This window comes from Mycobacterium heidelbergense, from assembly GCF_010730745.1.
In the GTDB taxonomy this organism is placed as follows: Bacteria; Actinomycetota; Actinomycetes; order Mycobacteriales; family Mycobacteriaceae; genus Mycobacterium; species Mycobacterium heidelbergense.
The window spans coordinates 1,584,388-1,608,931 of the sequence record NZ_AP022615.1 but is presented as its reverse complement, the minus strand read 5'-3'; the positions used below and the strand labels follow the sequence as shown (position 1 = coordinate 1,608,931).

Annotated in this window: 20 protein-coding genes and 1 tRNA gene; 12 read left to right on the top strand and 9 right to left on the bottom strand. The window is 67.5% G+C overall.

All coding sequences use genetic code 11. From position 1 onward, the window contains the following. Position 1: 1 nt before the first annotated feature. Positions 2 to 169 carry a hypothetical protein gene (locus tag G6N25_RS23490; RefSeq protein ID WP_169924630.1) on the bottom strand — a complete coding sequence of 56 codons (168 nt, stop codon included), beginning with the start codon at positions 167 to 169 and terminating at the stop codon, positions 2 to 4. 392 nt (positions 170 to 561) lie between these two features. Between G6N25_RS23490 and G6N25_RS07685 the strand changes: the two genes are divergently transcribed. Further along, on the top strand, positions 562 to 1,851 hold the full coding sequence (locus G6N25_RS07685) for a tyrosine-type recombinase/integrase (protein WP_232065716.1): 1,290 nt from the start codon (positions 562 to 564) through the stop codon (positions 1,849 to 1,851). Here the strand turns inward: G6N25_RS07685 and G6N25_RS07680 are convergent. From G6N25_RS07680 to G6N25_RS07670, 3 genes are all read right to left on the bottom strand, one after another. Then, the gene (locus G6N25_RS07680) at positions 1,848 to 2,978 is read right to left on the bottom strand and encodes an LPO_1073/Vpar_1526 family protein (RefSeq protein WP_142272863.1); all 1,131 of its coding nucleotides are present in this window, start codon (positions 2,976 to 2,978) and stop codon (positions 1,848 to 1,850) included. The genes G6N25_RS07685 and G6N25_RS07680 overlap by 4 nt on opposite strands. Continuing rightward, positions 2,975 to 3,274 carry a hypothetical protein gene (locus G6N25_RS07675; RefSeq protein ID WP_142272862.1) on the bottom strand — a complete coding sequence of 100 codons (300 nt, stop codon included), beginning with the start codon at positions 3,272 to 3,274 and terminating at the stop codon, positions 2,975 to 2,977. The genes G6N25_RS07680 and G6N25_RS07675 overlap by 4 nt, the downstream gene beginning before the upstream one ends. A 154-nt stretch (positions 3,275 to 3,428) precedes the next feature. Next, positions 3,429 to 3,502: transfer RNA gene (locus G6N25_RS07670), tRNA-Gly, on the bottom strand. A gap of 186 nt (positions 3,503 to 3,688) precedes the next feature. On the opposite strand from G6N25_RS07670, the gene G6N25_RS07665 reads away from it, so the two are divergent. The 7 genes from G6N25_RS07665 to G6N25_RS07635 all read left to right on the top strand — a co-directional run bounded on the left by G6N25_RS07665 (position 3,689) and on the right by G6N25_RS07635 (position 13,008). Then, entirely contained in the window at positions 3,689 to 4,324 is a 636-nt protein-coding gene (locus G6N25_RS07665; protein ID WP_083077152.1) for a hypothetical protein, read from the top strand. Positions 4,325 to 4,369: 45 nt separating this feature from the next. Next, positions 4,370 to 4,942: a dCTP deaminase gene (gene dcd / locus G6N25_RS07660; RefSeq protein ID WP_083077120.1), complete on the top strand. Its 573-nt coding sequence runs from the start codon at positions 4,370 to 4,372 to the stop codon at positions 4,940 to 4,942. 107 nt (positions 4,943 to 5,049) lie between these two features. Next, complete coding sequence (locus tag G6N25_RS07655) at positions 5,050 to 6,924, top strand: DUF7159 family protein (RefSeq protein WP_083077118.1); 1,875 nt, start codon at positions 5,050 to 5,052, stop codon at positions 6,922 to 6,924. A gap of 254 nt (positions 6,925 to 7,178) precedes the next feature. Further along, a complete protein-coding gene (locus G6N25_RS07650; RefSeq protein ID WP_083077116.1) occupies positions 7,179 to 8,672 on the top strand; it encodes a DUF7159 family protein in 1,494 nt (497 codons plus the stop codon). A gap of 168 nt (positions 8,673 to 8,840) precedes the next feature. Further along, a complete protein-coding gene (locus G6N25_RS07645; RefSeq protein ID WP_232065714.1) occupies positions 8,841 to 10,073 on the top strand; it encodes a DUF7159 family protein in 1,233 nt (410 codons plus the stop codon). 21 nt (positions 10,074 to 10,094) lie between these two features. Then, positions 10,095 to 11,594, top strand: a complete 1,500-nt coding sequence (locus G6N25_RS07640) for a DUF7159 family protein (RefSeq protein WP_456299215.1) — start codon at positions 10,095 to 10,097, stop codon at positions 11,592 to 11,594. Positions 11,595 to 11,682: 88 nt separating this feature from the next. Continuing rightward, complete coding sequence (locus G6N25_RS07635) at positions 11,683 to 13,008, top strand: UDP-glucose dehydrogenase family protein (RefSeq protein ID WP_083077110.1); 1,326 nt, start codon at positions 11,683 to 11,685, stop codon at positions 13,006 to 13,008. 36 nt (positions 13,009 to 13,044) lie between these two features. Here the strand turns inward: G6N25_RS07635 and G6N25_RS07630 are convergent, their stop codons facing one another. Then, positions 13,045 to 13,335, bottom strand: a complete 291-nt coding sequence (locus G6N25_RS07630; protein WP_083077106.1) for a CDGP domain-containing protein — start codon at positions 13,333 to 13,335, stop codon at positions 13,045 to 13,047. Between the two features lie 265 nt (positions 13,336 to 13,600). Between G6N25_RS07630 and G6N25_RS07625 the strand changes: the two genes are divergently transcribed. From G6N25_RS07625 to rfbA, 3 genes are read left to right on the top strand one after another with little or no spacing between them, the layout of a single operon-like run. Continuing rightward, positions 13,601 to 14,356, top strand: coding sequence for a maleylpyruvate isomerase family mycothiol-dependent enzyme (locus G6N25_RS07625; protein ID WP_083077103.1), 756 nt, complete (start codon positions 13,601 to 13,603; stop codon positions 14,354 to 14,356). A 26-nt stretch (positions 14,357 to 14,382) separates the two neighbouring features. Then, positions 14,383 to 14,751: a nuclear transport factor 2 family protein gene (locus G6N25_RS07620; protein WP_083077114.1), complete on the top strand. Its 369-nt coding sequence runs from the start codon at positions 14,383 to 14,385 to the stop codon at positions 14,749 to 14,751. A gap of 23 nt (positions 14,752 to 14,774) precedes the next feature. Next, entirely contained in the window at positions 14,775 to 15,641 is an 867-nt protein-coding gene (gene rfbA / locus G6N25_RS07615) for a glucose-1-phosphate thymidylyltransferase RfbA (RefSeq protein WP_083077099.1), read from the top strand. Here rfbA and G6N25_RS07610 read toward each other — a convergent pair. The 4 genes from G6N25_RS07610 to iniR all read right to left on the bottom strand — a co-directional run bounded on the left by G6N25_RS07610 (position 15,592) and on the right by iniR (position 23,788). Next, positions 15,592 to 16,872, bottom strand: coding sequence for a YibE/F family protein (locus G6N25_RS07610; protein ID WP_083077112.1), 1,281 nt, complete (start codon positions 16,870 to 16,872; stop codon positions 15,592 to 15,594). The genes rfbA and G6N25_RS07610 overlap by 50 nt on opposite strands. 23 nt (positions 16,873 to 16,895) lie before the next feature. Beyond that, on the bottom strand, positions 16,896 to 18,236 hold the full coding sequence (locus G6N25_RS07605; protein ID WP_083077096.1) for a pyridoxal phosphate-dependent aminotransferase: 1,341 nt from the start codon (positions 18,234 to 18,236) through the stop codon (positions 16,896 to 16,898). Positions 18,237 to 18,419: 183 nt separating this feature from the next. Continuing rightward, the gene (locus tag G6N25_RS07600; protein WP_083077092.1) at positions 18,420 to 21,266 is read right to left on the bottom strand and encodes a heterodisulfide reductase-related iron-sulfur binding cluster; all 2,847 of its coding nucleotides are present in this window, start codon (positions 21,264 to 21,266) and stop codon (positions 18,420 to 18,422) included. 125 nt (positions 21,267 to 21,391) lie between these two features. Continuing rightward, positions 21,392 to 23,788, bottom strand: a complete 2,397-nt coding sequence (gene iniR, locus G6N25_RS07595) for an isoniazid response ATPase/transcriptional regulator IniR (protein WP_083077089.1) — start codon at positions 23,786 to 23,788, stop codon at positions 21,392 to 21,394. 175 nt (positions 23,789 to 23,963) lie between these two features. Between iniR and G6N25_RS07590 the strand changes: the two genes are divergently transcribed. Next, entirely contained in the window at positions 23,964 to 24,491 is a 528-nt protein-coding gene (locus tag G6N25_RS07590; RefSeq protein ID WP_083077086.1) for an Rv0340 family IniB-related protein, read from the top strand. Positions 24,492 to 24,544 lie beyond the last annotated feature (53 nt).

Below are 24,544 nucleotides of genomic sequence, written 5' to 3'. Positions count from 1 at the left end.
GCTAGCTGGGAAGATTCGACGTGGTGCCGATGACGACGTCGAATTGGAGCCTTGGTCGCTCGGGGATGAACCAGTCGGAGAACTGCGCGCGTGCAGCAGCAGACCCCAGGCCCAACTGCTCGTAGGTGGATTCGATTTCCTGCAGGCGAACGGTGTCCTCGTCAGTCACTTCAGGCTCCTCACAATCCCTACTTTAGCGGTATTGTGCCGCTGACCGTACACGCCCAGTCAGACCCTGCTAGGGAAATCGGCAGGTCAAGTGGTTGTGGCGTGAGCGTGGGTACATCTGATTGTTGCCTGCGGATGAGGGCAGTCCGACGTTCGCCACTCGGGGTACAGGCGGGGTGCGGAATCGACAGTCGGACAGGCCTCGCGACCTAAAAGCCTAGGTCAACGTGGAGCCGATGACGGGAATCGAACCCGCGTATTCAGCTTGGGAAATCGTCGCGCCGCGTCAACGGCAAGCTGGTCAAGCGCTACCAATCGGTCTGGTACGAGAAAGGCCGCGAGTACCGCGAGACGTTCGACACCCGCGAGCTAGCGCAGGACAAGCTAGACAAGGTGAAAACGCTACTGTCGCAAGGTCAGTCAGCGGCCAGTTTGCGTGAACGCGGCAAAGAGACGTTCGGCGTCGTGGCGGCGAAGTGGCTCGAAAGCCGTCACGATCTCAAGCCGCGCACCCGTGCCGAGTACGCAAACCTGTTGAGCGACAAGACGCGAGCGCGGCGAAACGGCGACGGCGAGAGCACGGCGGATCTGTCGATCTCGGCAACATTCGACCATCGGCCCGTAAACGAAATCACCCGCGCCGACATTGCCGATTGGGTCGGCAAGCTGTCGGCGGCTGGCAAGTCAGCATCGACAGTTAGGCATCACTATTTCGTTGTGCGTCAGGTGCTTTCGGAGTGTGTCGCAGATGGCAGGCTCACGGTCAATCCTGCCGATTACGTGAAGCTGCCGAACGAACGAAGCGCGGCGGGTGGGACTCCCGGCGTGGTTGACGATCCCGACATGTTCCTGACCGCTGCGCAGGTTGCGGCGCTGGTCGATGCAACGCCGTGGCCATGCTCGGTGCTGGTCCATCTGGCCGCGTGGTCGGGTCTGCGCGCCGCCGAGCTGGCGGGGTTGCAGGTTGGTGACGTGGAGTTGCCCGAACCCGTGATCAATCCGAACGCACGGACGAAACCGGGAATGCTGCACGTGCAACGAACCGTCATCACGGTTGACGGCGCTCTGGTCTACGACTCGCCGAAAACGAAAGGCTCACGGCGGCGCGTTCCGCTGATGGGCGCGACGACCGAGCTTCTGCGCGACTACCTGGCCGTACACCCGCGCTGCGACGAACCCGACGCACCACTGTTCTGCTCGGTGACGCTGAAACCGTCGAAACCGACCGGCAGGCGTGCCACCGACGCGGACGGAAAGCGGATCACCCCGACCGCAGTCGATGCGCTCGCTGCGCTGTCTGCCGACGAAGCTGCCGAACGGCTGATTCTGGACTGGTCGCAGGCCATCCGTCACCAGACGTTCTACAAAGCCGTGTTCCGTCCCGCCGTTGCGCGCGCCAACCGCCTTGGCGGGGTTTCGCCCGAATCGGCGGTTTCATCGCTGGTGCTGCCGCCAGCGCTCAAGTTCCACGCGTTGCGGCACACCTACGCGAGTCTGTGCGTTGCGGCGGGTATCCCACCGTTGCAGCTTTCGCGGTTCATGGGGCACGCCAAGGTGACGACGACTCTGGCGATCTACACGCACCTGTTCGATGACGATCACGCCGAAACGATGGCGGCGCTGGAAGCGATGAGCCGACCAATCGAGGCGCCGAATGTCACTCAGCTGCGTCGGCGGGGCTAGTTCTCGGTTACCTCTGCCTCGGCGGGTTCGGTACTAACTAGATTCACGAGTAGCTCGTTGCCTGGAAAGCGTATGTCAAGTTCCTGTTTCGCCAAGACGTACCCAATCGTGTTCAATTGGAATCCGAATCCTCCTGCTTTATGAAGGGCAGTGAGATTGCTAAGAAGCTCAGGTTTTTCGGTTTCGGCCTGAAGTTTTAACTCGTCAGGGCTGATGAACTGCTTGCTGACGAAGCTTCTTAGCGCTCGCGTAGACTTCGACCCAGCGAAAGAAAGTTTAATATCTTCCATTCCGCCGTCGCCAAGTAAGTCGTTGATTCGGTCGGAACGCAACCAGAGGAAGCCGTCGTTCGTTGGGGCTAATTCGAGATATTCGCCGCGCTCATGTGCTTCGATCGCGGCCGGCAATTCGTCTTCACGGAAGCTCTTGCGCAGCTGTTGTCGGTACTTCTTACACAGCGTTTCAAAGGGATCGTCACCCCATCCCGTCATAAGCGAAACTGATCCTACTCCGACCGACTCCATGTAGCTGTACTCGTTGTATCCCACCGCCAGGTCGCCATAGTAGTGTTTATAGAAATCGTCCATGACGTCCAACAGTTCACTCGCGTCACTGCATCTGAATATACAAGAACGAAAAATTGCAGCCGCGGTCAGACTATTGATCTGTTGCCGCGTGAGGTGGGGTGCAAGCGCGATTGCTCGCCGGGTAACAATTTCCGTCAGGCCGCGGTTCGGATTTGTAATGAGTTTCGCGACAAGGCGCGAAAGGAGCAACCCTAAGGATGCGTCGCCTGTCCCGGAATCTGGGTCGCCAGTCTCGGCATAGCTTTGTTGAGCCGAAAGTAGGGCCGCTTGAACATTCGGTCGCCGCAAATTCAGCAATAAATCTGGATCTTCTTCGCATACGTTCACTATGATCGCCATCGCCATTTCCTTAGCGCAAGTCGACGCCACTTCCATTGCTTCGCTGTGGAGCTTAGGGAAGTTGTTCTCGAATAGCTTTAGAACGTATTCGTCTGCTTCTTTGCCGTCGATGTTGTAATGCTTATGTTCCGAATAGTTAATCGTATCGGCCGTAAGCTGCTTTTGATCGGCGTAGTCGCGCGCCTTTTGACTATCGCTCATCGCGTGGAGTTCCTGGTGTTGCCCTCGTTGCGCATCGTTTGTGTCGCGTGGTCGCGCGCGATCTGCACGTTGTTTCCGCTGCCGCTCACACTTGACCGGAAGCGATCGACCATCCTGACGGTCGAGTCGTCAGGGCGACGCCACGGGAAAAGAGCTACCGCAGCGAGCACAACCACGACAGCGATTCCGACTGTCCCCCACTTTCCAAGATCGCCTTTGATCGGCACCCACGCGAGAACTATCGCGATGGCCGCCAACGCCAGATTGCCGCACCACGCAAGTCGCTCAAATTTCATCGCTACCTCCCAGCGACGAGTATCCCCGCACGCACTGACAACTCAGCAAACCGTTTCGACACCAGCGTTTCGCCGACCCACGGTCAAACAACGGTCAAGATCGCCCTTGGCGGGTGGTTGGGAGTCTCGCGTAAGCCGCTTACCAGCGGTTTCGTGGAGCCGATGACGGGAATCGAACCCGCGTATTCAGCTTGGGAAGCTGATGTTCTGCCATTGAACTACATCGGCGCGGTTGCTCCGAAAGGCTAGCATCCGGCGCCGGAAGCGCTCGCCGGGCACCGGCGCGACGGCCGGGAGCCTATCCGAGGCAAACGACGCCATTTCGGCCCGGAAAGCGCGGAAATCGAGGCGTGGGATTCGGGCCGTTCCTATCGGTATTTTATTATTTCGTGATCTGGCCGTAATGTGCTCTGCGTGGGTCGGCATGAATTAGCCAGGAAGCGACGAAAGTCGCGTGGAGTGCTGGCTGCGGTGCTCGCTCCCGCCGCCGTCTTCTTCGCGGCCGCGGGGGACATCCGCCCATTACCCGCCCACGACGATGCCAAGCCCGTTATCAACGACAGCGCGCCGTGCTGCCTGGAAATCGTCACGGCCGCACGCAATGCGCCGGGTAAAGCCGCGGTGGTTGACGGCCAGCCCGCGGCCTCGAGGTACCACACGCGATCCCGTTTCTTGCCCGTCGGGGTCGCGTCGGAGCGGGGCCTCCAGGTCAGAACGATCTTGGCCGCCCGCAGCATCAGCGCAGCGTTCCCCCAGATTCATGAAATCGGTGGCGTCCGACCGGATTCCCTGCCCTGGCATCCCCGTGGCCTGGCGCTCGACGTGATGATCCCCAACCCCGGCAGCGCCGAGGGCATAGCGCTGGGAAACGCGATCGTGGCCTACGTGCTGCAGAATGCGACGCGATTCGGGATACAAGACGCGATTTGGCGTGGCGTCTACTACACACCCGGTGGAGCGCAACCGAGCAGGCTTGGCCACTATGACCACGTTCACGTCACCACCACCGGCGGCGGATATCCCGCGGGCGGAGAAATGTACCTCCGCTGAGTCACGGCGGGCGGCTCGCACGTACGCAGCGGATAGGCTCAACGGGTGCTGCTCTCCGATCGCGACCTCAGGGCCGAAATCTCCGCCGGCCGGGTGGGCGTCGACCCGTTCGACGACACCTTGGTGCAGCCGTCCAGCATCGACGTCCGCCTCGACTGCATGTTCCGGGTGTTCAACAACACCCGCTACACGCACATCGACCCCGCGCAACAGCAGGACGAGCTGACGAGCCTGGTGGAACCGGTTGACGGGGAACCGTTCGTGCTGCATCCCGGCGAGTTCGTGCTCGGCTCGACGCTGGAGCTCTTCACCCTGCCCGACGACCTCGCGGGGCGCTTGGAGGGCAAGTCGTCCCTGGGCCGCCTGGGTCTGCTGACGCATTCGACCGCCGGCTTCATCGATCCCGGCTTCAGCGGTCACATCACGCTCGAGCTGTCCAACGTCGCCAATCTGCCGATCACCCTGTGGCCCGGCATGAAGATCGGTCAGCTGTGCATCCTGCGACTGACGAGCCCCGCGCAGCACCCGTATGGCAGCTCTCGCGTGGGGTCGAAGTATCAGGGCCAGCGGGGACCGACGCCGTCTCGCTCCTACCAGAATTTCATAAGAACTACCTAGGTTCGATAGAGCGACCGCACAGCGTTCTGCGCGATGATGAGCTGGTCCGTGGTTCTCTCCTCCGCCCGACCATGGCTTGCCCAGCAATACTTTTGGAGGGGTTTGTATTGGATATCGTGCTCGGGGTGTCGATGGCGCCGGCGTCGATCAAGATGGTCGTGCTGGAAGGCGAGAACGCCGACGGCCCCACGGTAGAAGAGGACGAGTTCGACGTCACCGCCGCCGACGACGCGGCCACCGCTGGTGCGCCCGATCAGGTGATCGCCGCGATCCTCGGCACCCGCGAAGGCGCGGCCGACGCCGGCCTGGAGCTGTCGGCCATCGGTGTGACGTGGACCGACCAATTCGAGGCGGCCGCCCTGCGCGACGCGCTGGCCGCCCACAAGATCGAGAACGTCATGCTGGTGTCGGCGTTTTTGGCCGCGACGGCGCTGGCTCAAAGCGTCGGCGGCGCAATGGGTTACGAGCGCACCGCGGTGCTCTTCGTGGAGCCGGATGCCGCGACGTTGGCCATCGTCGAAACCTCCGACGGCTCGATCGCCGATGTCCACAAGCAACAGATCTACGCCGAGTCCTACGACCAGGCCACCGCGCAGCTGACCGGCATGGTCGCGGGGCTGGACAGGCTCGAAGCGCTTCCGGGCGGCCTGTTCTTGGTCGGCTCGGGCGTCGACATCGCCCCCATCAAGCCGGCGCTGGAGTCGGCGACCGCGCTCGACGTGAGTGCGCCGGAGGAGCCCGAGACGGCGCTGGCCCGCGGTGCGGCGTTGGCGTCGGCGAACGCGCCGTTGTTCGCCTCCTCGACCGCGGCGCTGGCCTACGCCCAAGATCCCGGCACCGGCGCGGTCGATCTGTACGCCTATGGGGATCAGCTCGGCGACGACGAGCGGGCGTACAGCGCCGTGACGGACGAGGACGCCGAATCCCCGACCGTCCTCATCGAGAGGCTCTTCGCCCCCGAACAAGACCAACCGCGTCGCAGGCCGGTGCTGCTGATCGGTAGCGGGTTGGCGGTCGTCGGTATCAGCGCGGTGCTGGCGCTGGAAATCGCGCTGGCCATCGGCATCCGCACCACCGTCGCGCTGCGGCCCACCCCCGGTCAAAACCTCATCGTCCCAACGCAACAGGCCCCGGTGGCGGCGCCCGCTGCGGCTGTCCCCGCGCAGCCGAAGATCAGCCTGCCGGCACAGATGGCGGCGCCCAGGCCGGCGAACCCTCCCGCGGCGCCGCTCCCCGCGGCTCCTCCAGTTCCGGCGGCGCCGCTCCCTGTGAATCCGGTGGCGCCGGCTCCACTGGTGGTCCCTCCGTTGGTGCCGGTTCCCGTTCCGCCGGTCCACTTGCCCATTCCCAACCCCGTAGTAAGCCCGCCGGTCGTGCAGGCCCCGCCGCACCCCGTCGTGCCCAAAGCGCCCGTGCACGTCTCTCAGCCGCAGTCGCCGTACCAAGGCGGTGACACGGTGCCACACTCGCCGCCGCACCAAGCTCCACCCGAGCAAGGCCCGTTGCCCCGGCCGGGCGGCCTCGGCGGTGAGGGCGGCGGACACCTGCCGGCCCCCGGCGCGGGTCCCGGTGGCGACGGGGGCGTTGGGCCCATTCACGTACCCGGCGGCGGTCCGGGTGATGTGGGCGGCGCTGCGCCGCCGTCGGGGCCTGGCCCGTTCGGTGGCGGCGCTCCGCCGGCCGGGCCGGGGCCCTTTGGTGGTGCTGGTCCCTTTGGCGGCGGCCACGGCGGTGCGCCGACGGGGCCGGGGCCGTTCGGCGGCGGCGGTGCGCCGGCTGTACCGGGGCCGTTCGGCGGTGGCGGGCCCTTTGGTGGTGCTGGTCCGTTCGGTGGCGGGCACGGCGGTGGCGGTCCGTTTGGCGGGGGCGGCTTCGGCGGCGGAGGCCATGGCGGCTTCGGCGGCTTCGGTGGCTTCGGCGGTGGCCATGGCGGTGGCGGATTTGGTGGCGGCGGTTTCGGCGGGGGCGGCGGCCACCGGTAGCCGTCCCACTGGCAGCGGGATGTCGCTCGGCGTGGCGACAGGGTTAACGCGAGCCGACTCGCGACCACCCATCCTGTGGCTACGCGCGTAAAGTCGAATTATTGGGGCAAGCCGAAGACACGCGCGCTAGCTAATCTTCGATTGCAGGGCCGCGCGCTGCTGTGGCAAGAAAGCCCATGGTGGAAAGCTAAATAATTGCGTTGTCGATGCAGTTGTCGGGCAACGCAGCGAACTGCTGAGGGGGCACTTAAGCGGTGGTGGGCATCGTGCTTGGCGTGTCGATGGCGCCGACGAAGGTCCGCATGGTGCTGGTCGAAGGTGAAAACGGCGATGGGGTCACCGTCGACCAGGACAACTTCGACGTCGATGGGGACGGATCGCCGACCACGGCGCCCAATCGGGTGATCTCCGCCATCTTGGGCACTCGGGAGGGCGCCGCCGAGGGCGGCTACCAGCTCCTGTCGACCGGAGTGACGTGGACCGATCATGTCGAGGCCGCGCTGCTGCGTGACGCCCTGATCGCCCACAAGATCGAGAACGTCATGCTCGTCTCGGCCTTCATGGCGGCCGCGGCGCTGACCCAGGCCGTCGGCGATGCCACCAACTATGCGCGCACCGCGCTGCTCTTCGTCGAGCCGTACACCGCGACCTTGGCCGTGGTGGACACCTGTGACGGATCGATCTCCGACGTGCACCGGCGCGTTCTCGCCGACGACGAAGACCTGGCGGTGGCCGAGCTCGTCGACATGGTCTCCGGCGCCGACGCGCTGGAAGCGCGCCCGGAGGGCGTGGTCGTCGTCGGTTCTGGCGTCGATATCCCGCTGATCAAGCCGGCGTTGGAGGCCGCGACCGCCCTCGAGCTGTCCGCGCCCGACGAGCCGGAGATGGCCCTGGCCCGGGGCGCGGCGCTGGCGTCGGCGAATGCGCCGTTGTTCGCGTCGTCCACGGCCGCACTGGCGTACGCGCTGGACCCCGGCACCGGCGAGATCGACCCGTTGGCGCTCGCCGGACAGTCGCCGGGATTACTACCCGGATACCTGCCCGAATACCGAAGCGTCTCAGAGCTTTCCGCGAATGCCGACAGGGGCAAGCCCAATGTTGCCTACAGCGCCCTGCCCGACGAGGACGCCGAGGTGCACACCGCCATCGGCCTGGACGAGGGCGCGCAGCGGCGCAGGTCTGTCCTGCTGGTGGGTAGCACGCTGGCGGTGATATTCATCACCGCGGTTGTGGCGCTTGAGATTGCGCTGGCGATCAGCATCCGCCCGACGGTCGCGTTGCGGCCCAGCCCCAACGAAAACATCATCGCGCCAACCAAGCCCGCTCCGGCGCCGCCACAGATTCAGGCGAAGCCGAAAATCCCGGCGCCGGCGCCGGTGGCCGCGCCCCATCCGATGAATCCGCCCGCGATAGCGCCGGCCCCCGCGGCCCCCGTCCCGGTGATTCCGCCGCCGGTGTTCGTTCCCGTGCCCCGCGTGCCGATCGTCCAACCTCCGGTGCCCAGGCTGGGGGGTGGCCACGGACCCTTCGGCGGCGGGCCGGGCCCGCGTGGGCCCTTCGGCGGCGGTCGCGGGCCCTTCGGGGGTGGTCCCTTCGGCGGTGGCCATGGTCCGTTCGGCGGTGGCCACGGATTCGGCGGTGGCCATGGTCTCTTCGGCGGTGGCCACGGCTTTGGCGGCTTTGGCGGCGGGCATGGATTCGGCGGGTTTGGCGGCGGCCACGGATTCGGTGGCTTCGGGCACAGGTAACCGTTCCGCGGCGGCGCGAGTGTCCCGCCCCGGGGGCTAGGGTGGCGGACTAGGGTTTCGCCGCGACCGAACTCCCGCACGAAGTCCGGGTGACCCTGAAATTGCGTACCTGCGACGTGGTGGCAATGAAGCTGTCAGCAAGGCGGTTTCGCGGAACTTGGAGGAGCGGTGGACGTCGTACTTGGGGTGGCCATGGCACCCGAGACGGTCCGCATGGTGCTCGTTGAAGGGGAGGGCGCCGGCGGTGTCATCGTCGATCAGGCCGACTTCGACATCCCCGGTGACGCGGCGGCGGATCAGGTGATCGCGGCAATCCGCGGGACCGAAGAAAGCGCGGCCCAGAGTGGCTATCAGCTGACGTCGAGCGGAGTGACCTGGACCGATCAAACCGAGGCGACCGCGCTGCGGAACGCGTTGGCGGCAAACAAGATTGAGAATGTCGTGCTGGTGTCGGCCGTTACCGCCGCGGCGGCGCTCGCGCAGGCGGTCGGCAGCGCGACCAATTGGGCCCGCACCGCTCTGCTGTTCGTCGAGCCGACTATCGCGACGCTGGCCGTCGTGGACACCTCCGACGGGTCGGTCGCCGATGTCGACCGGCGGCCCCTGCCCAGCGGCGACGACGCGGCGCTGGCGGAGCTGGCCGCGATGGTCGCCGGCGCGGAATCGATGGATGGTCGCCCGGATGGCGTGTTCGTCGTCGGCTCCGGTGTGGAGGTCGCGGTGCTCAAGCAGGCGCTGGAGGCTGCGACTTCGCTGTCGGTCACCGCGTCCGAGGAACCCGAGATGGCCTTGGCGCGAGGTGCCGCGCTGGCTTCCGCGAATGACCAGTTGGGAGCGCCGCGCACGGTCGCGATGCCCTACGCCCAGGATCCGGTGCGCGAGCTCGCCTACAGCGCCGAGGCGGACCACGAAACCGACGGCAGCTACCGCGATGCCGGCGATCGGCGCAACCGAAAGTTGTTGGCCATCCTCGGCGCGACGGCGATCTTCGTTGCCGGCGTGGTGGCGCTGGCGCTCGCTGTCGGCATCCGGCCGCACGTCGAGCAGCGACCCGGCATCGGCAAAAACGTCGTCGCCCCGTGCCTCGGGCGCCCGCGCCGGTCGCCCCGTCGGCGATCCCCGCCCCACAATCCGCGGCACCGGCGCCCGCACCGGTTGCCCCGAATCCGGGGCCGAGCTCGAATCCGCCACGGCAATGGCTACCGCCGCACCCCAGGGACGGCGACCACGACGATCGTTGGCTTCGTCGCCGTCTGGGACGCGGGATCCTGGTTCGCTAGCCCGTCCCAACCGACGGAGCGGCGTAAAATCGGGGGACTTGGGGAATACGGGGTGGGGACCGTCGAGGTGCTAGGTCCGCTGAAGCCTGCGACCACCATCTCGCCGGACATCGCAGACTAGCAAAACGACAATGGAGGAGCTTTGGACACCGTACTTGGCGTGTCGATGGCGCCGACGGCAGTCCGTATGGTGCTGGTCGAAGGGGAAAACGGCGATGGCGCCACCGTCGACGAAGACAATTTCGCGGTGGCCGCTGACGACGACGCCGCAACGATCAGCGCAGCCGATCAGGTAGTCTCGGCGATCCTGGGAACCCGGGAGGGCGCGGCCGCGGGCGGCTACCAACTGGCATCGACCGGCGTCACCTTTACGGATCCGATCGAGGCCGCCGCGCTGCGCGACGCCCTGGCCGCCCACAAGATCGAAAACGTGATGTTGGTCTCGGCGTTTCTGGCCGCGGCCGCGCTGGCCCAGGCGGTGGGTAACCGAACCAACTACGACCACACGGCGCTGCTCTACATCGAGCCCGATACGGCGACGCTGGCCGTCGTCGACAGCGCGGATGGGTCGGTCAAAGACGTTCACCGGCAGCCCCTTCCCGACGACGACGAGGCGGCCGTAGCCCAGCTGACCACGATGGTCTCGGGTGCCGAAGCGTTGGACACGCGGCCCGACGCCGTGTTCGTCGTCGGCTCCGGCATCGACCTCCCGATGATCAAGCCGGTGCTGGAGGCGGCAACCACGCTTCCGTTGACGGCGCCCGAGGAGCCCGACACGGCGCTGGCCCGGGGGGCGGCGCTGGCGTCGGCGAATGCTCCGCTGTTCGCCTCGTCCACCGCGGCGCTGGCCTATGCGCAGGACCCGGGCACCGGCGCCATCGACCCGTTCGCGGTGGCCCCGGGCTATTTCGATACTCCCGGCGATGCCGGCGCCAACGCGCTGGCTTACAGCGCCGTCCCCGACGACTTCGACGACGCCTATACCGGCTCGCAGACCGCCGCGACCCAGCTCGTCGGCGCGGGCCATGGCGAACGCCGGTCGTTCAGGCTGGTGGGAACCGCGCTGGCGGGGATCTTCATCATCGGCGTGACGGCGCTGGTCGTTTCGCTGGCGGTCGCCATTCGGCCGACCGCGGGTGTGCGGCCCGTGCCCGGCCACAACGTCGTCGCCCCCGCCCAGCCGGCCCCGGCACCAGCCGCCCCCGCGCCCGCACCAGCCGCCCCCGCGCCGGCGCCGGCTCAGGCTCCCGCTCCCGCGCCTGCCGAGGCTCCGGCTCCCGCGCCCGTTCAGGCTCCCGCCCCCGCACCGATGCCGGAGGCTCCCGCGCCGGTGCCCGAAGCGCCTGCCCCGGTACCCGCGCCGGTGCCCGAGGCCCCTGCTCCCGCACCACCGCCGGTGGCACCCGTTCCGGTGCCAATCCCGCTACCCCTGCCCCCGATCATCGGCGGGCCGCCGGGCGGCGGGTTCGGGCCCGGACCTCACGGTGGCGGCGGGTTCCCCGGCGGCCCCGGGCACGGCGGCGGCGGGTTCCCCGGCGGCCCCGGGCACGGCGGCGGCGGGTTCCCCGGGCTTCCCGGGTTCCCCGGCGGCGGTGGCCACGGCGGTTTCGGCGGAGGTCATGGCGGGTTCGGTCGCCACTAACTTTTACGCAGCCATCTGTCATCTGCCGTTTGCCTACCGCTCAACAGGGCGATGCGGTTAGCTCATCGCGGCAACCTACACCGGTTGTATGCGATGCACCGTCTTCGGCACTGGTTACCTCGGTGCTACCCATGCGGTCGGGATGGCGGAACTCGGACACGACGTCCTGGGGGTCGACATCGATCCGGGGAAGGTCGCCAAGCTGGCCGGGGGCGACATCCCCTTTTACGAGCCCGGCCTGCGGAAGCTGTTGACCGACAACCTGGCCGCGGGCCGGCTGCGGTTCACCACCGACTACGACATGGCCGCCGCGTTCGCCGACGTGCACTTCCTGGGCGTGGGCACGCCACAGAAGAAGGGCGAATACGGCGCCGACCTGCGCCACGTTTACGCCGTCATCGATGGGCTGGTGCCACGGCTGACGAAATCTTCGGTGCTAGTCGGGAAATCGACCGTCCCGGTGGGCACCGCGGCCGAGCTGAACCAACGGGCGGCCGCGCTGGCGCCGCGCGGGGTGGACGTCGAAATCGCCTGGAATCCTGAGTTTCTGCGCGAGGGCTACGCCGTGCACGACACCCTCCATCCGGACCGCATAGTCCTTGGAATCCAACAGGATTCGACGCGCGCCGAGGCTGCCGTTCGCGAGCTGTACGGGCCACTGCTCGACGCGGGTGTCCCGTTCCTGGTGACGGACCTGCAGACCGCGGAATTGGTCAAGGTTTCCGCCAATGCCTTTCTGGCGACCAAGATTTCGTTCATCAACGCCATTTCCGAGGTGTGCGAGGCCGCGGGCGCCGACGTCAGCCTGCTGGCCGATGCCCTCGGATACGACCCCCGGATCGGACGCCAATTCCTCAACGCCGGTTTGGGTTTCGGCGGCGGCTGCCTGCCCAAGGACATCCGCGCCTTCATGGCCCGCGCCGGCGAGCTGGGAGCCAACCAGGCGCTGACGTTCCTGCGCGAGGTGGACAGCATCAACATGCGCCGACGCACGCGGATGGTCGAGCTGGCCACCACCGCGTGCGGCGGCTCGCTGCTGGGCGCCAACATCGCCGTGCTCGGGGCGGCGTTCAAACCGGAATCCGACGATGTGCGCGACTCACCCGCCCTCAACGTCGCCGGCCAACTGCAGCTCAATGGTGCCGCGGTCAACGTGTACGACCCGAAAGCCCTGGACAACGCGCTGCGGCTGTTCCCGACGCTGAACTATGCGGTCTCGGTCGAAGAAGCGTGCGAGCGCGCGGATGCGGTGCTGGTGCTGACCGAGTGGCGGCAGTTCATCGACCTCGACCCCGACGACCTGGCCGATCGGGTGCGGGCCCGGGTCATCGTCGACGGCCGCAACTGCCTTGACGTCTGCCGCTGGCGGCAGGCGGGGTGGCGAGTGTTCCGGCTGGGAGCGCCGCGGCCTTAAAACGCCGGTGGGCGGGCGACTCCCGGGGTTCCCGGCTCAGCCGTCGATGTGCGTCGGTGGGTCGGCGAAGGTGAAATCCGCAGGGGGCTGGCCGGGACCCATCACGTCGCAGTGCCCGTCGGGTATCAGGAAGGAACTGGCGCCGCTGGGAATCCAGCGGGGAACTGCCACGCAACGTTGCCAGGTGCCATCAGGCTGGACGGGTCCGTCGCACTTGCTGAGAACGGGCCCTCCGTATTGGCAGCCGGCGCTGGCCGGTGGCGCCGAGGCGATCAGCCCTGCGGCCATCAGCAGAGCAGCCAATCCTCCGACGATGCCTCGCTTCATGGTTGTCTCCCGTCACATCGCCGCTGGGGCGTTGCCGAGTGCTTGGGGTGTCAGCGACCAATGACGCTACCGCTTATGTACTGGTTTTGTCGCCCTTGAGGTCGCGATCCGAAGCATTTGCCACAACCATGAACGGCGGTTGGCGGGAATCTGCGGGTGATGTCGCCCCGGCCGGCGCGCGGTGGGCCAAAGGTCGGGCGTCAGTCCCCAGGTGTCACATCGGTCACTCGCCGGCCGGCATAACCCGGCAGGTAGCCTGGCGCCCGTGGATTACGCGGCCGCCTTCCTGGAAGAGAACCGCGCTTTTGCGGAGCTTTTCCGCGACGTCGACGAGTCCAGGCCGGTCCCGACATGCCCGGGCTGGAGCCTCACGCAACTGTTGCGCCATGTCGGACGCGGTGACCGCTGGGCGGCGCAGATCGTGCGCGACCGCCTGAACCGTTATCTCGACCCCCGCACCGTCGAGGGCGGCAAGCCGCCACCGGATCCCGCCGACGCGATCTCCTGGTTGCACGACGGCGCGCGGCGGCTCGTCGACGCCGTCGAGTCGTCGGGCGCGGAAACGCCGGTATGGACCTTCCTCGGGGCGCGCCCGGCGAACTGGTGGATCCGGCGCCGGCTGCACGAAACGGCCGTGCACCGCGCCGACGCCGCCATCGCGACCGGCGGCGAATTCGCGCTCGACGCCGACGTCGCGGCCGACGGGATCACCGAATGGCTTGAGCGAGTGGCGATTCAGGCCGGAAGCAAGGGCGCGCCACTCCCGCTCGAGGACGGCAACACCCTGCACCTGCACGCCACCGACGCGGGGCTCGGTGAAGCCGGGGAATGGACCATCGGCGTCGACGGGGGCGCCATCGCCTGGTCCCACGAGCACGGCAAGGGCAGCGCGGCGCTGCGCGGCGGCGCCACCGAGCTCCTGCTCGCGATGCTGCGCCGGGTCCCGCTGGCCGAGACGGGCATCCAGCTGTTCGGTGACGACGCCGCGTGGCAAAACTGGTTGGATCGCACGCCGCTCTAGCCACCGGGCACGGTAACTTGCTGACCATGACCACATCGGAGATCGCCACCGTTTTGGCGTGGCACGACGCCCTCAACGCAGCCGACCTGGACACCCTGGTCGCCTTATCCAGCGACGACATCGAGATCGGCGACGCGCACGGCGCCGCTCAGGGCCACGAGGCCCTCCGCAGCTGGGCCGCCTCCCGCGAAGGGACGGCGGAGCTCGGCCGGATATACGTGCACGACGGCGTCGTGGTCGTCGAACAGAAGGTCAAAACCCCGGACGGGGCCGTGACGAACGCCGCGTCGGCATTCCGGGTGGTCCACGATCGTGTCACCTCGGTGTTCCGGCACGCCGACTTGGCCTCGGCGCTGGCGGCAACCGAGCTGACCGAGGCAGACCTCGTAAATTAGGGGCCGAGTAGAAGGAGCCATTCATGCGTGGGATCATCCTGGCCGGCGGCTCGGGCACCCGGCTGCATCCGATCACCATCGGCATCAGCAAGCAGTTGCTTCCGGTCTACGACAAACCGATGATCTACTACCCGCTGTCCACGCTGATGATGGCGGGAATCCGCGACATCCTGGTGATCACCACCCCCCACGACGCGACCGGTTTCCAGCGCCTGCTCGGTGACGGCTCGCAATTCGGCATCGACCTCACCTACGTGACGCAAGATCAACCCGACGGCCTGGCGCAGGCATTCGTGCTCGGCGCCAACCACATCGGCAACGATTCCGCGGCTTTGGTGTTGGGAGACAACATCTTCTACGGCCCAGGGTTGGGAACCAACCTCAGGCGCTTCCAAAGCATCGACGGCGGAGCCATTTTCGCGTATTGGGTGGCCAACCCGTCGGCCTACGGTGTCGTCGAATTCGGGCCCGACGGCATGGCGCTGTCGTTGGAGGAGAAACCGGCCACGCCGAAGTCTCAGTACGCGGTGCCGGGCCTGTATTTCTACGACAATGACGTGATCGAAATAGCCAAGGGCTTAAAGAAATCGGCGCGCGGCGAGTACGAGATCACCGAGATCAACCAGATCTATCTCAACCGGGGCAGGCTGTCGGTCGAGGTACTGGCCAGAGGGACGGCGTGGCTGGACACGGGGACCTTCGACTCGCTGTTGGACGCCAGCGACTACGTCCGCACGCTGGAACGGCGGCAGGGGCTGAAGGTCAGCGTTCCCGAGGAGGTGGCGTGGCGACAGGGCTGGATCACCAACGAGCAGCTCGCCGCACGAGCGCACACCCTGGTCAAGTCCGGATATGGCGGCTATCTGCTGGAGCTGTTGGAGCGGAGCTGATTTCGGCTGGCTTGGCCAGCACGGCGGCGATCGCCGTCGTCAACGGCACCGACAGGGCCAGCGCGATGCCGCCGACCGCGGAGCGGACGAGTTCGATGGCCACGCTCTCGCCCATCAGCACGTCACCGAGCGATCGGTTGGCGACGCTGAACAGCAGCAGCAACGGCAGCGAAGTGCCGGCGTAGGCCAACACCAGCGTGTACACCGTGCTGGCGATGTGATCGCGTCCCACCCGAATGGCGCCGACGAAAATGGCCCTGCGCGAGGTGTTCTCACCAAGGCGGGCGAGCTCGAACACCGTCGACGCCTGCGTCACGGTCACATCGTTGAGCACGCCCAGCGACCCGATAATGAACCCGGCCAGCAGCAGCCCGCTGATCGACACGCTGCCCAGATACGCGCTGACGGTGGAATTCTGCTCGTCCGAGAGCCCGGTCAAATGAGTCAATGCGATTGCGGCCCAAGATAATCCAGCGGCAAGCAACAACGACGACAAGGTGCCCAGCAGGGCGGCGCTGGTGCGCAGGTTGACCCCGTGGGCGAGGTAGATGACCGCGTACAGGATCGCCGCCGACGCCACCAGCGCCACCGGCACCGCGGGTGCGCCGTCACGCAGCGCCGGCAGCAGGAACACCACCAGCACCAGAAACGCGACCACGATCCCGACCAACGCCAGCAATCCCCGCCAGCGTGCCACGGCGACGATCACCACCGCGAAGGCGATCGCCAGTGCGACCAGCGGCCAACCGCGCTCGAAATCATAGAACGCGTACCCGGTGGCGCCCTGTTCGTCGACCTGGCGGACGAGCCGGATGTGGTCTCCCGCCGCGAATTTGGGCTGGCTCGGACCGGGGGACGACTCCAAAAGCGTCTTGGCGCCCGCGTTGGGTCCCGAATCGATCGCGACGACCGTCTCTATGCACCGCCCGGCGCCGGGGGCTGCCGGCTCCGGCGCGGTGGTAAGCACCTGGCCCACCGACGGGCTGCCGCAGTCGCCCAGCCCGCTGGACAGGATGTGCCCGGTCACCGTGGTTACCGGGCCGCCGGACGCGTTCTGGAACGGCATCGGGATGTCGACGTGCTGGCGGCTCGGCCAGAGCAATACCGCACCGGCGATCACGGCCACACCGATGGCGATCAGCAGCCCGATGACGATCTTGGCGGGCAGCGGACCCAGCGGAGACGGTCCCTTTGACGAGCCGTGCAGGCTGTGCGAGTGAGAATCGGTCACCCGCTCCACCGTAGAGGGCGCCGCTACGAACCCGCTGACTGCCGATAGCTGGTCAGGAAGTTGCCCAGCCGCTCGATCGCCGCGGCAAGGTCGCGGGACCACGGCAACGTCACGATGCGCAAGTGATCCGGCGCGGGCCAATTGAATCCGGTGCCCTGGGTCACCAGGATCTTTTCGGACAACAACAGGTCGAGGACCAGCTGCTCGTCGTCTTCGATGTCGTAGACCTCGGGGTCCAATCGGGGGAATGCGTACAGCGCACCCTCGGGTTTGACGCAGGACACCCCGGGAATCTCATTGAGTTTGGTCCACGCGAGGTCGCGCTGTTCGAGGAGCCGACCGCCGGGAAGCACCAGGTCTTCGATGCTCTGATGGCCGCCGAGGGCGACCTGGATCGCGTGCTGCGCGGGCACGTTCGGGCATAGCCGCATGTTCGCCAGCAGGCTGATCCCCTCGATGAAGCTGCCGGCGTGGTCCTTGGGCCCGGTGATCGCCAGCCAGCCTGCCCGGTAGCCGGCGACGCGGTAGGCCTTCGACAGGCCGTTGAAGGTCAGGCACAACATGTCGGGCGCGAGCGAGGCCACGCTGATGTGCTCGGCGTCGTCGTAGAGGATCTTGTCGTAGATCTCGTCGGCGAGGAGCAGCAGCTGATGCTTGCGGGCCAGATCGACCATCTGGGTGAGGATTTCGCGGCTATACACCGCGCCCGTCGGGTTGTTGGGGTTGATGATGACCAGCGCCTTGGTGCGCTCGGTGATCTTGGACTCCAGGTCGGCGAGGTCCGGCTGCCAGCTCTGGGTCTCGTCGCACAGGTAATGCACGGGTGTGCCCCCCGCCAGGGAGGTCGACGCCGTCCACAGCGGGTAATCGGGCGACGGGATCAGCACCTGATCGCCGTTGTCGAGCAGAGCCTGCAGCGTCATCGTGATCAGCTCGGAGACGCCGTTGCCCAGGTAGACGTCGTCGACGTCGAACCGGGGGAAGTCGTCGACCAGCTCGTAGCGGGTCACCACCGCGCGCCTCGCCGGCAGGATGCCCTGGGAGTCCGAGTAGCCCTGCGCGTAGGGCAGCGCCTGGATCATGTCGCGCATGATCACGTCCGGCGCCTCGAAGCCGAACGGCGCCGGGTTGCCGATGTTGAGCTTGAGGATGCGGTGCCCCTCGGCCTCCAGCCGCGCGGCGTGCTGGTGCACCGGGCCGCGGATCTCGTACAGGACGTCCTGCAGCTTGGACGACTGCGCGAAGGCCCGCTGCCGGTGATGGCCAGGCGTGTGCACGGGCAGCTGGTGAGTAGTCACGTCACCTATGGTGCCATTGTTGTCGAATGAAATTTGCTGATTAGGCCCCGAGCTGGGCCGTTGCATGTAACGAGCGTTTCATGCGGCGCCGGGCGGCCCGGTTCGCCCCCTTCGCCGCCCCCCTTCGCCGAGCGTGTTCTCAGGGCGAGATTTTCGCCGATTTCTCGCCCTGAGAACACGCTCGGCGAGCCTCGTCGGGGACTCGCACCGCCTTCGATCTCGCCGGCCGCTATCCCGTCGGCAAGGCGGTCAGCGCTTGCCCGGCGGGCGGGCGCCGCGCGCGATGCCCAGCCCCTTAACGGGTGCTGCTGGCGGTGCCGCGTCGTCATCGGGCTGGGTGGCAGGCTCCGGCGTGGCCTCGGGCTCCGGCGTGGCCTCGGTGGCCGGGGTCGCCTTTGCCGCGGGTGCCGCTTTCTTGGCCCCCGGTCGCTTGGCGCCGGCGGCGATGCCCAGGCCTTTAACGGGCGCGACGGGCGCTGTGGACGCCTTGGGTTCCTCAGCCGCCTCGGCCGCGGGCGCCTCAGCCGCCTTTGCCACGGGTGCCGCCTTCTTGGCGCCGGGTCGCTTGGCGCCGGCGGCCATGCCGAGCCCCTTGGCGGGGGCGGCGGGCGCCGCCGGCTGAGCGGGCGCCTCGGCTGCTGGTGCGGCCTCGGCCGCCGGGGCCGCGGCCTTTTTGGCGCCGGGCCGCTTGGCGCCACCGGCGATACCCAGGCCTTTGGCCGGCACGGCGGCCTTCGCAACCGGCTCGGCGGCCGGGGCGGGCGCGGGCTCCTCAGACGCGGCCGGGGCCGCAGGAGCCTGAGTGGGGGCGCTCGGCGCAGGCGCGCTCACAGCGGCGGCCTTCGGTGCCGCGGCGGCCCGCTTCTCGGCCTCCTCCGCGGCCGTACCCTTCGCCGGCAGCGTCGCCTTGTCGTACTCGAGCGACCCGAGCAGGATCTGGGCCACGTCAAGCACCTCGACGCCGGTGCGGCCGGCCTCCTCGGAGCGGTCGTTGACACCGTCGGTCACCATCACCCGGCAGAACGGGCACGCGGTGGCGATCGTGGCCGCCCCGGTGGCCAGCGCCTCGTCGACGCGTTCGTGGTTGATCCGCTTGCCGATGTGCTCTTCCATCCACATGCGCGCACCGCCCGCGCCGCAGCAGAAGCTGCGCTCGGCGTGGCGCGGCATCTCGGTGAGGTTCGCCCCGGCGGCGTCGATCAGCTCGCGTGGCGCCTCGTAGACCTTGTTGTGCCGGCCCAGGTAGCACGGGTCGTGATACGTGATGTCCTGGGAGACCGGCGACACCGGCACCAGCTTCTTGTCGCGCACCAGCCGGTTGAGCAGCTGGGTGTGGTGCAACACGCTGTAGTTGGCGCCCAGCTGCCGGTATTCCTTGCCGATGGTGTTGAAGCAGTGCGGGCAGGTGACGACGATCTTGCGGTCGACGCTCTCCACGCCCTCGAACAGCCCGTCCAGGGTCTCGACGGCCTGGGCGGCCAGCTGCTGGAACAAGAACTCGTTGCCCGACCGGCGCGCCGAGTCGCCGTTGCAGGACTCGCCCGTCCCCAGCACCAGATACTTCACGCCGGCGATGGCGAGCAGCTCGGCGACGGCCTTGGTGGTCTTCTTCGCCTTGTCGTCGTAGGCGCCTGCGCAGCCCACCCAGAACAGGTACTCGTAGCCCTCGAAGCTGTCGACGTCCTCGCCGTAGACCGGCACGTCGAAATCGACCTCGTCGATCCAGTTGGTCCGGTCCGAGGCGTTCTGCCCCCACGGATTGCCTTTGTTCTCAAGGTTTTTGAACAGCACCGACAGCTCGGAGGGGAACTCCGACTCCATCATCACCTGGTAGCGGCGCATATCGACGATGTGGTCGACGTGCTCGATGTCCACCGGGCACTGCTCGACGCACGCGCCGCACGTCACACAGGACCACAGCACGTCGGGATCGATGACGCCGCCCTGTTCGGCCGTGCCGACCAGCGGACGGGCAGCCTGCTCGGGCCCGTGCCCGGGAACCCGGCCGAATCCGGACTCGGGCACGTGGTGGCCCTCTTCGTGGACCGTCTCGAGGTCGAGACCCTCAAGCGGCTCTGCGGTTTTCTCACCGAGGATGTAGGGCGCCTTGGCCATCCAGTGGTCGCGCAGGTCCATGATGACGAGCTTGGGCGACAAGGGCTTTCCGGTGTTCCAGGCCGGACACTGCGACTGACAGCGCCCGCACTCGGTACAGGTCGCGAAGTCCAGCATCGCCTTCCAGCTGAAGTCTTCGATCTTGCCGCGGCCGAATTCGGCGTCGTCCGGCGGGTTTTCGAAGTCGATCGGCTTGCCGTCGGCCTCGATCGGCAGCAGCGGGCCGAGCCCGTCGGGCAGCCGCTTGAAGATGACGTTGATGGGCGCCGAGAAGATGTGCAGGTGCTTGGAGTGCAAAACGATGACCAGGAACGCCAGCATGACCCCGATGTGCAACAGCAGGGCCACCGTTTCGATGATTTCGTTGGCGGGCTGGCCGGCCGGGCGCAGGATCGCGCCGAAGAGCTGTGACAGGAACGCGCCCTTGCCGTAGGGCAGCGTGCCGTTGTTGACCGCCGACCCGCGGACCAGCACATAGGTCCAGATGACGTTGAAGATCATGAACAGGATCAGCCAGGCGCCGCCGGTGTGCGAGCCGTAGAACCGCGACGAGCGGCCGATCTCACGCGGGCTCCGCGTCAGCCGGATGATGGCGAAGGTCGTGATGCCCAGGAAGACGGCGGTCGCGAAGAAGTCCTGCAGGAAGCCCAGCGCGTCCCACCGGCCGATGATCGGGATGTGGAAGTTCTCCTGGAAGAGCAGCCCGTAGGCCTCGATGTAGACCGTGAGCAGGATGAAAAATCCCCACATGGTGAAGAAGTGCGCCAGGCCGGGAATCGACCATTTCAGCAGTCGGCGCTGCCCGAAGACCTCGGCGATCTCCGTCCAGACGCGCTCACCGACGTTGTCGGTGTGCCCGGGGGCCGGCTTTCCGGAGGTGACCAGCTTGAACAGCCAGAGCACCCGCCGCGCGGCGAATAGGAGCACGACCAGCGTCATGCCCATGCCCACTGCCAGTCTGATGAGCATCTGCGTGGTCACAGAAGATCTCTCCAATGCATAGTTACTCGGCGTGCTTTCGCCTGCTTAGGCCGTCCTCATAGTTACATCTTCTCGGGTTTCGGTGCGAGAAAGGCTGCCCTAACCTGGTGCCCTTGGCCTGCAGTTCAGCTCTCCGGGGCCAGCCTGGCTCGCAGCATGGACAACATTTCCGAACGGGAACCGGCGCCGAGCCGACGACGGATCCGGGCGACGTGGTGTTCGACCGTCTTCGCCGAAATGAAGAGTTGGCCACCGATGTCGCGGTACGGCATGCCCAACAGGAGCAGCTCGGCGACCTCGCGTTCGCGATCGGACAGCGATGATCCCGCTCGTGGGTGCTGGGGCGCAGGACGGGCGGCGGGCGCTGATTGCGCGACGGGCGTCTCGCCCGCACCGGCCCCCACCTTGAGGTCCCGGGCCAGTTGCAGCATGGCCCCGGACACCCGGCCGTCAGCTGCTTGCAGGGCGGCCTGACCGGCCAGCCGGGTCGCGTCGGAGGTCAGCCCGACATCCGACAACGACCTGGCCGCGGCGGTGGCCTCGTCGGCGTCGACCTGGTTTGCCAGGACTCTGAGCCATGTTCGGCCGGCGCCCGACAGTGCCCGCGCAAGGACGCTGTCGCCCGCCAACCCGCTCAGCGCCTGTCCGTGCGGCGCAACCGATTCCGGTGCGTTGGCGACGATCCCCGCGTGCACCCCGGCCCAATGCAGCGGCACGGACCACAACGGCGGGTTGCCCAGCGATTCCAGCAGCCCGAACGCCTGATCGAGGATGTGCCGCAGCCGGTGGAGCTGGCGCATCCGCGCGGCGGCCACCCACAATTCCCCCAAGGGCAGCAGCGCGAACAGGTCGACCGAGTACTCGGCGAGCACTTCCATGGCCGTGTACCAATGTTTTTGCAGCGCACCCGTGTCGCCGCTGCGGCGCGCGATCGCGGTCTGCAGTGCCGTGGCCCACAATGCGTCGCGGCGGTGCAACCCGTCGGAGCCGACGGCGGCGACGTCCGCGCCGGCCGCCTGCAGCTGCCCGTCCTGCATCTTGATCCAGCCGGACAGCAACGCATGCCGACGCCCGAACAGCGGGTCGCGGACGGCGCGGCCGATGACGCTGCGGGCGCGGACCGGATCGCCGCCATGCATCGCGGCCAGGGCGACCAGCGCGGCGGGGCTGTCGGGGATGACTTCGCTCATGGCTTGGTCGGTCGCAAGAGCCTGGCCGAGCTTCGCCATCGCCACCGGATACGGGTGATCCATGGTCAGCAGCAGCCCCTCGGCGAGACCGCGCGCGGCGCGCGCGGCCATGGTCGGCGGCCCGGTGTCCTTGAGGCGCAAGGCGACCCGCGCCGCCGCGAGGTCACCCGTCGCGGTGAGCGCGATCGTCGCCGCCGCGCCGACGACGGCGTCCGGGTAGGGGCCCAGCCAGCCGAACAGTTCGGCGGCCTGATTTGCGTTGCCATCGTGGGTCGCAACGCTCGCGGCGATTCGGACCGCCGCGGCCCGCTCGGCGGAATCCGCCGAGCCGAGCAGATCTTCGGCCAACGCCGCGGCGGCCGCGCAGTCTCCGGTGCGGGCCAGCGCGTCGGCGAGTCGCGAGGTCAGTCCTTCGGCGCCGGCGTCGACCGCCGCCCGGTACATCCTCGCGGCCCGGACCGGCTCACCGCGTTCGGCCGCGCCTTGCCCGGCGAGGATCGCCGCCAGCCGGTCGTCTTTCAAGCCGTGTTCGGCAAGTTGGAGCGCGAAAACTGTTGATAACGTTGAGATGTCGAGCTGCGAACGCAGTAGAGCGGCCTCGACGTCGTGGTGGTGCGCGGTGCCGACGATCTGGGCGACCGCCCCGTGCACCAACCGCAGGAATTCCGGGCTGTGCGACGGTTCGACGAGTCCGGTGGCGCACGCCCGATCAACCAGCCGGTGTGCTTCTGCTGTCGAAATCCCCAGTGCAGCAGCCACATCCGCGGTCCCTAATTCTTGGGTCAGCGACATGATGAGCAGAGTGTCCTGGGTGGGCTCGTCGAGCCGGCGCAATCGCTCGAGCAGCGCGAACTTGGCCGCCCGCGCCGGGGGCAGGTTTCCGTCGGTGACCGCGCTCAGCAGGAACGGCAGCCCCGCGGTGCACTCCACAAGGTGTTCGGTGCCCGGCAGGGGACCGAGCGATATGTGCCGCCCGTCCCGTTCGATGGCTAGGGTCAGGTCCCGCAGCTGTTCCTGCGGTTGGGCGGCCACCACGACCGTCGCGCCGGGGTCGGTCACGCGCTCTGTGACGGCCAGCAGTTCGGCGTCGGCCAGCAAATGCGCATCGTCGATGACCAACGCCGCGTCCGGTGGGTCGCCGGCACGGGGCGGGCGCGCCAACACCGTCAGCCCGGCACCCCGCAGCGCGTCGCGCGCGGCGGCGAGAGCGGTGCTCTTGCCAGTGCCGAGGCCCCCGCTGACCATGAGCTTCATCGGTGTCTTCGCGGCGTTGGCGAGGGCCTGAAGGGCGTCGCGCGCGCTCGGCGGCATGTCGACGGGGGAGTCTGTCATATCGTGTCCCCCCTTCCCGCTGGGTGGATAAGCCGACCCGGTGAACCCCCGTCAATCCCCTAATGGAGCACCCCCTAATAGTGCCGTAAGACAGGTGGGTTGCGCACCGATCACACGCGTTGTGTTGGCCGATAGCATCGTGATATCTGGCCGGGTGCGCGTGAGGAGGTGTGCGTTGGCAAACTCGTTGCTTGACTTCGTGATCGCGCTGGTGCGGGATCCCGACGCGGCCGCCCACTACGCGGCCAACCCGGCGCAGGCGATCGCCGATGCCCACCTTACAGGTGTGACCAGTGCTGACGTGAACAATCTGATCCCGATGGTGTCGGATTCGTTGTCGATGGCCAGTCCCGCGGGTGCCGCCTCGGGAGCGCCCGCCGTCGAGCACAGCAACGTCTGGTCGAGCGGCGCGGCCGCGGCGGCGCTCGACTCGTTCGCCCCGCACACCCCGGCGGGAGTCGTCGAGCGGCACGGTCCGGTCACCACCGTGATCAGCCAACCGTCGATGCCGGCCCCCGCCGATCCACATCCGCCGGGGCCCGTCCCGCACGAGCCGTCGGTGCTGTTCACCGGCGTGGAAGTGCCCGACAGCACGATCGACCACGGGGGGTTCCCGGCACAGGATGTGAGCGCCTGGGACCACCCGGCCCCCCACCCGCACACCGTCGACCCCGATCACCACGGCTTCGGCATCCACGGGTGATCCGCTTCCTTTCCGTTGCCCGGCAATGATCGACGGCTGGGCTCGCGACCTGC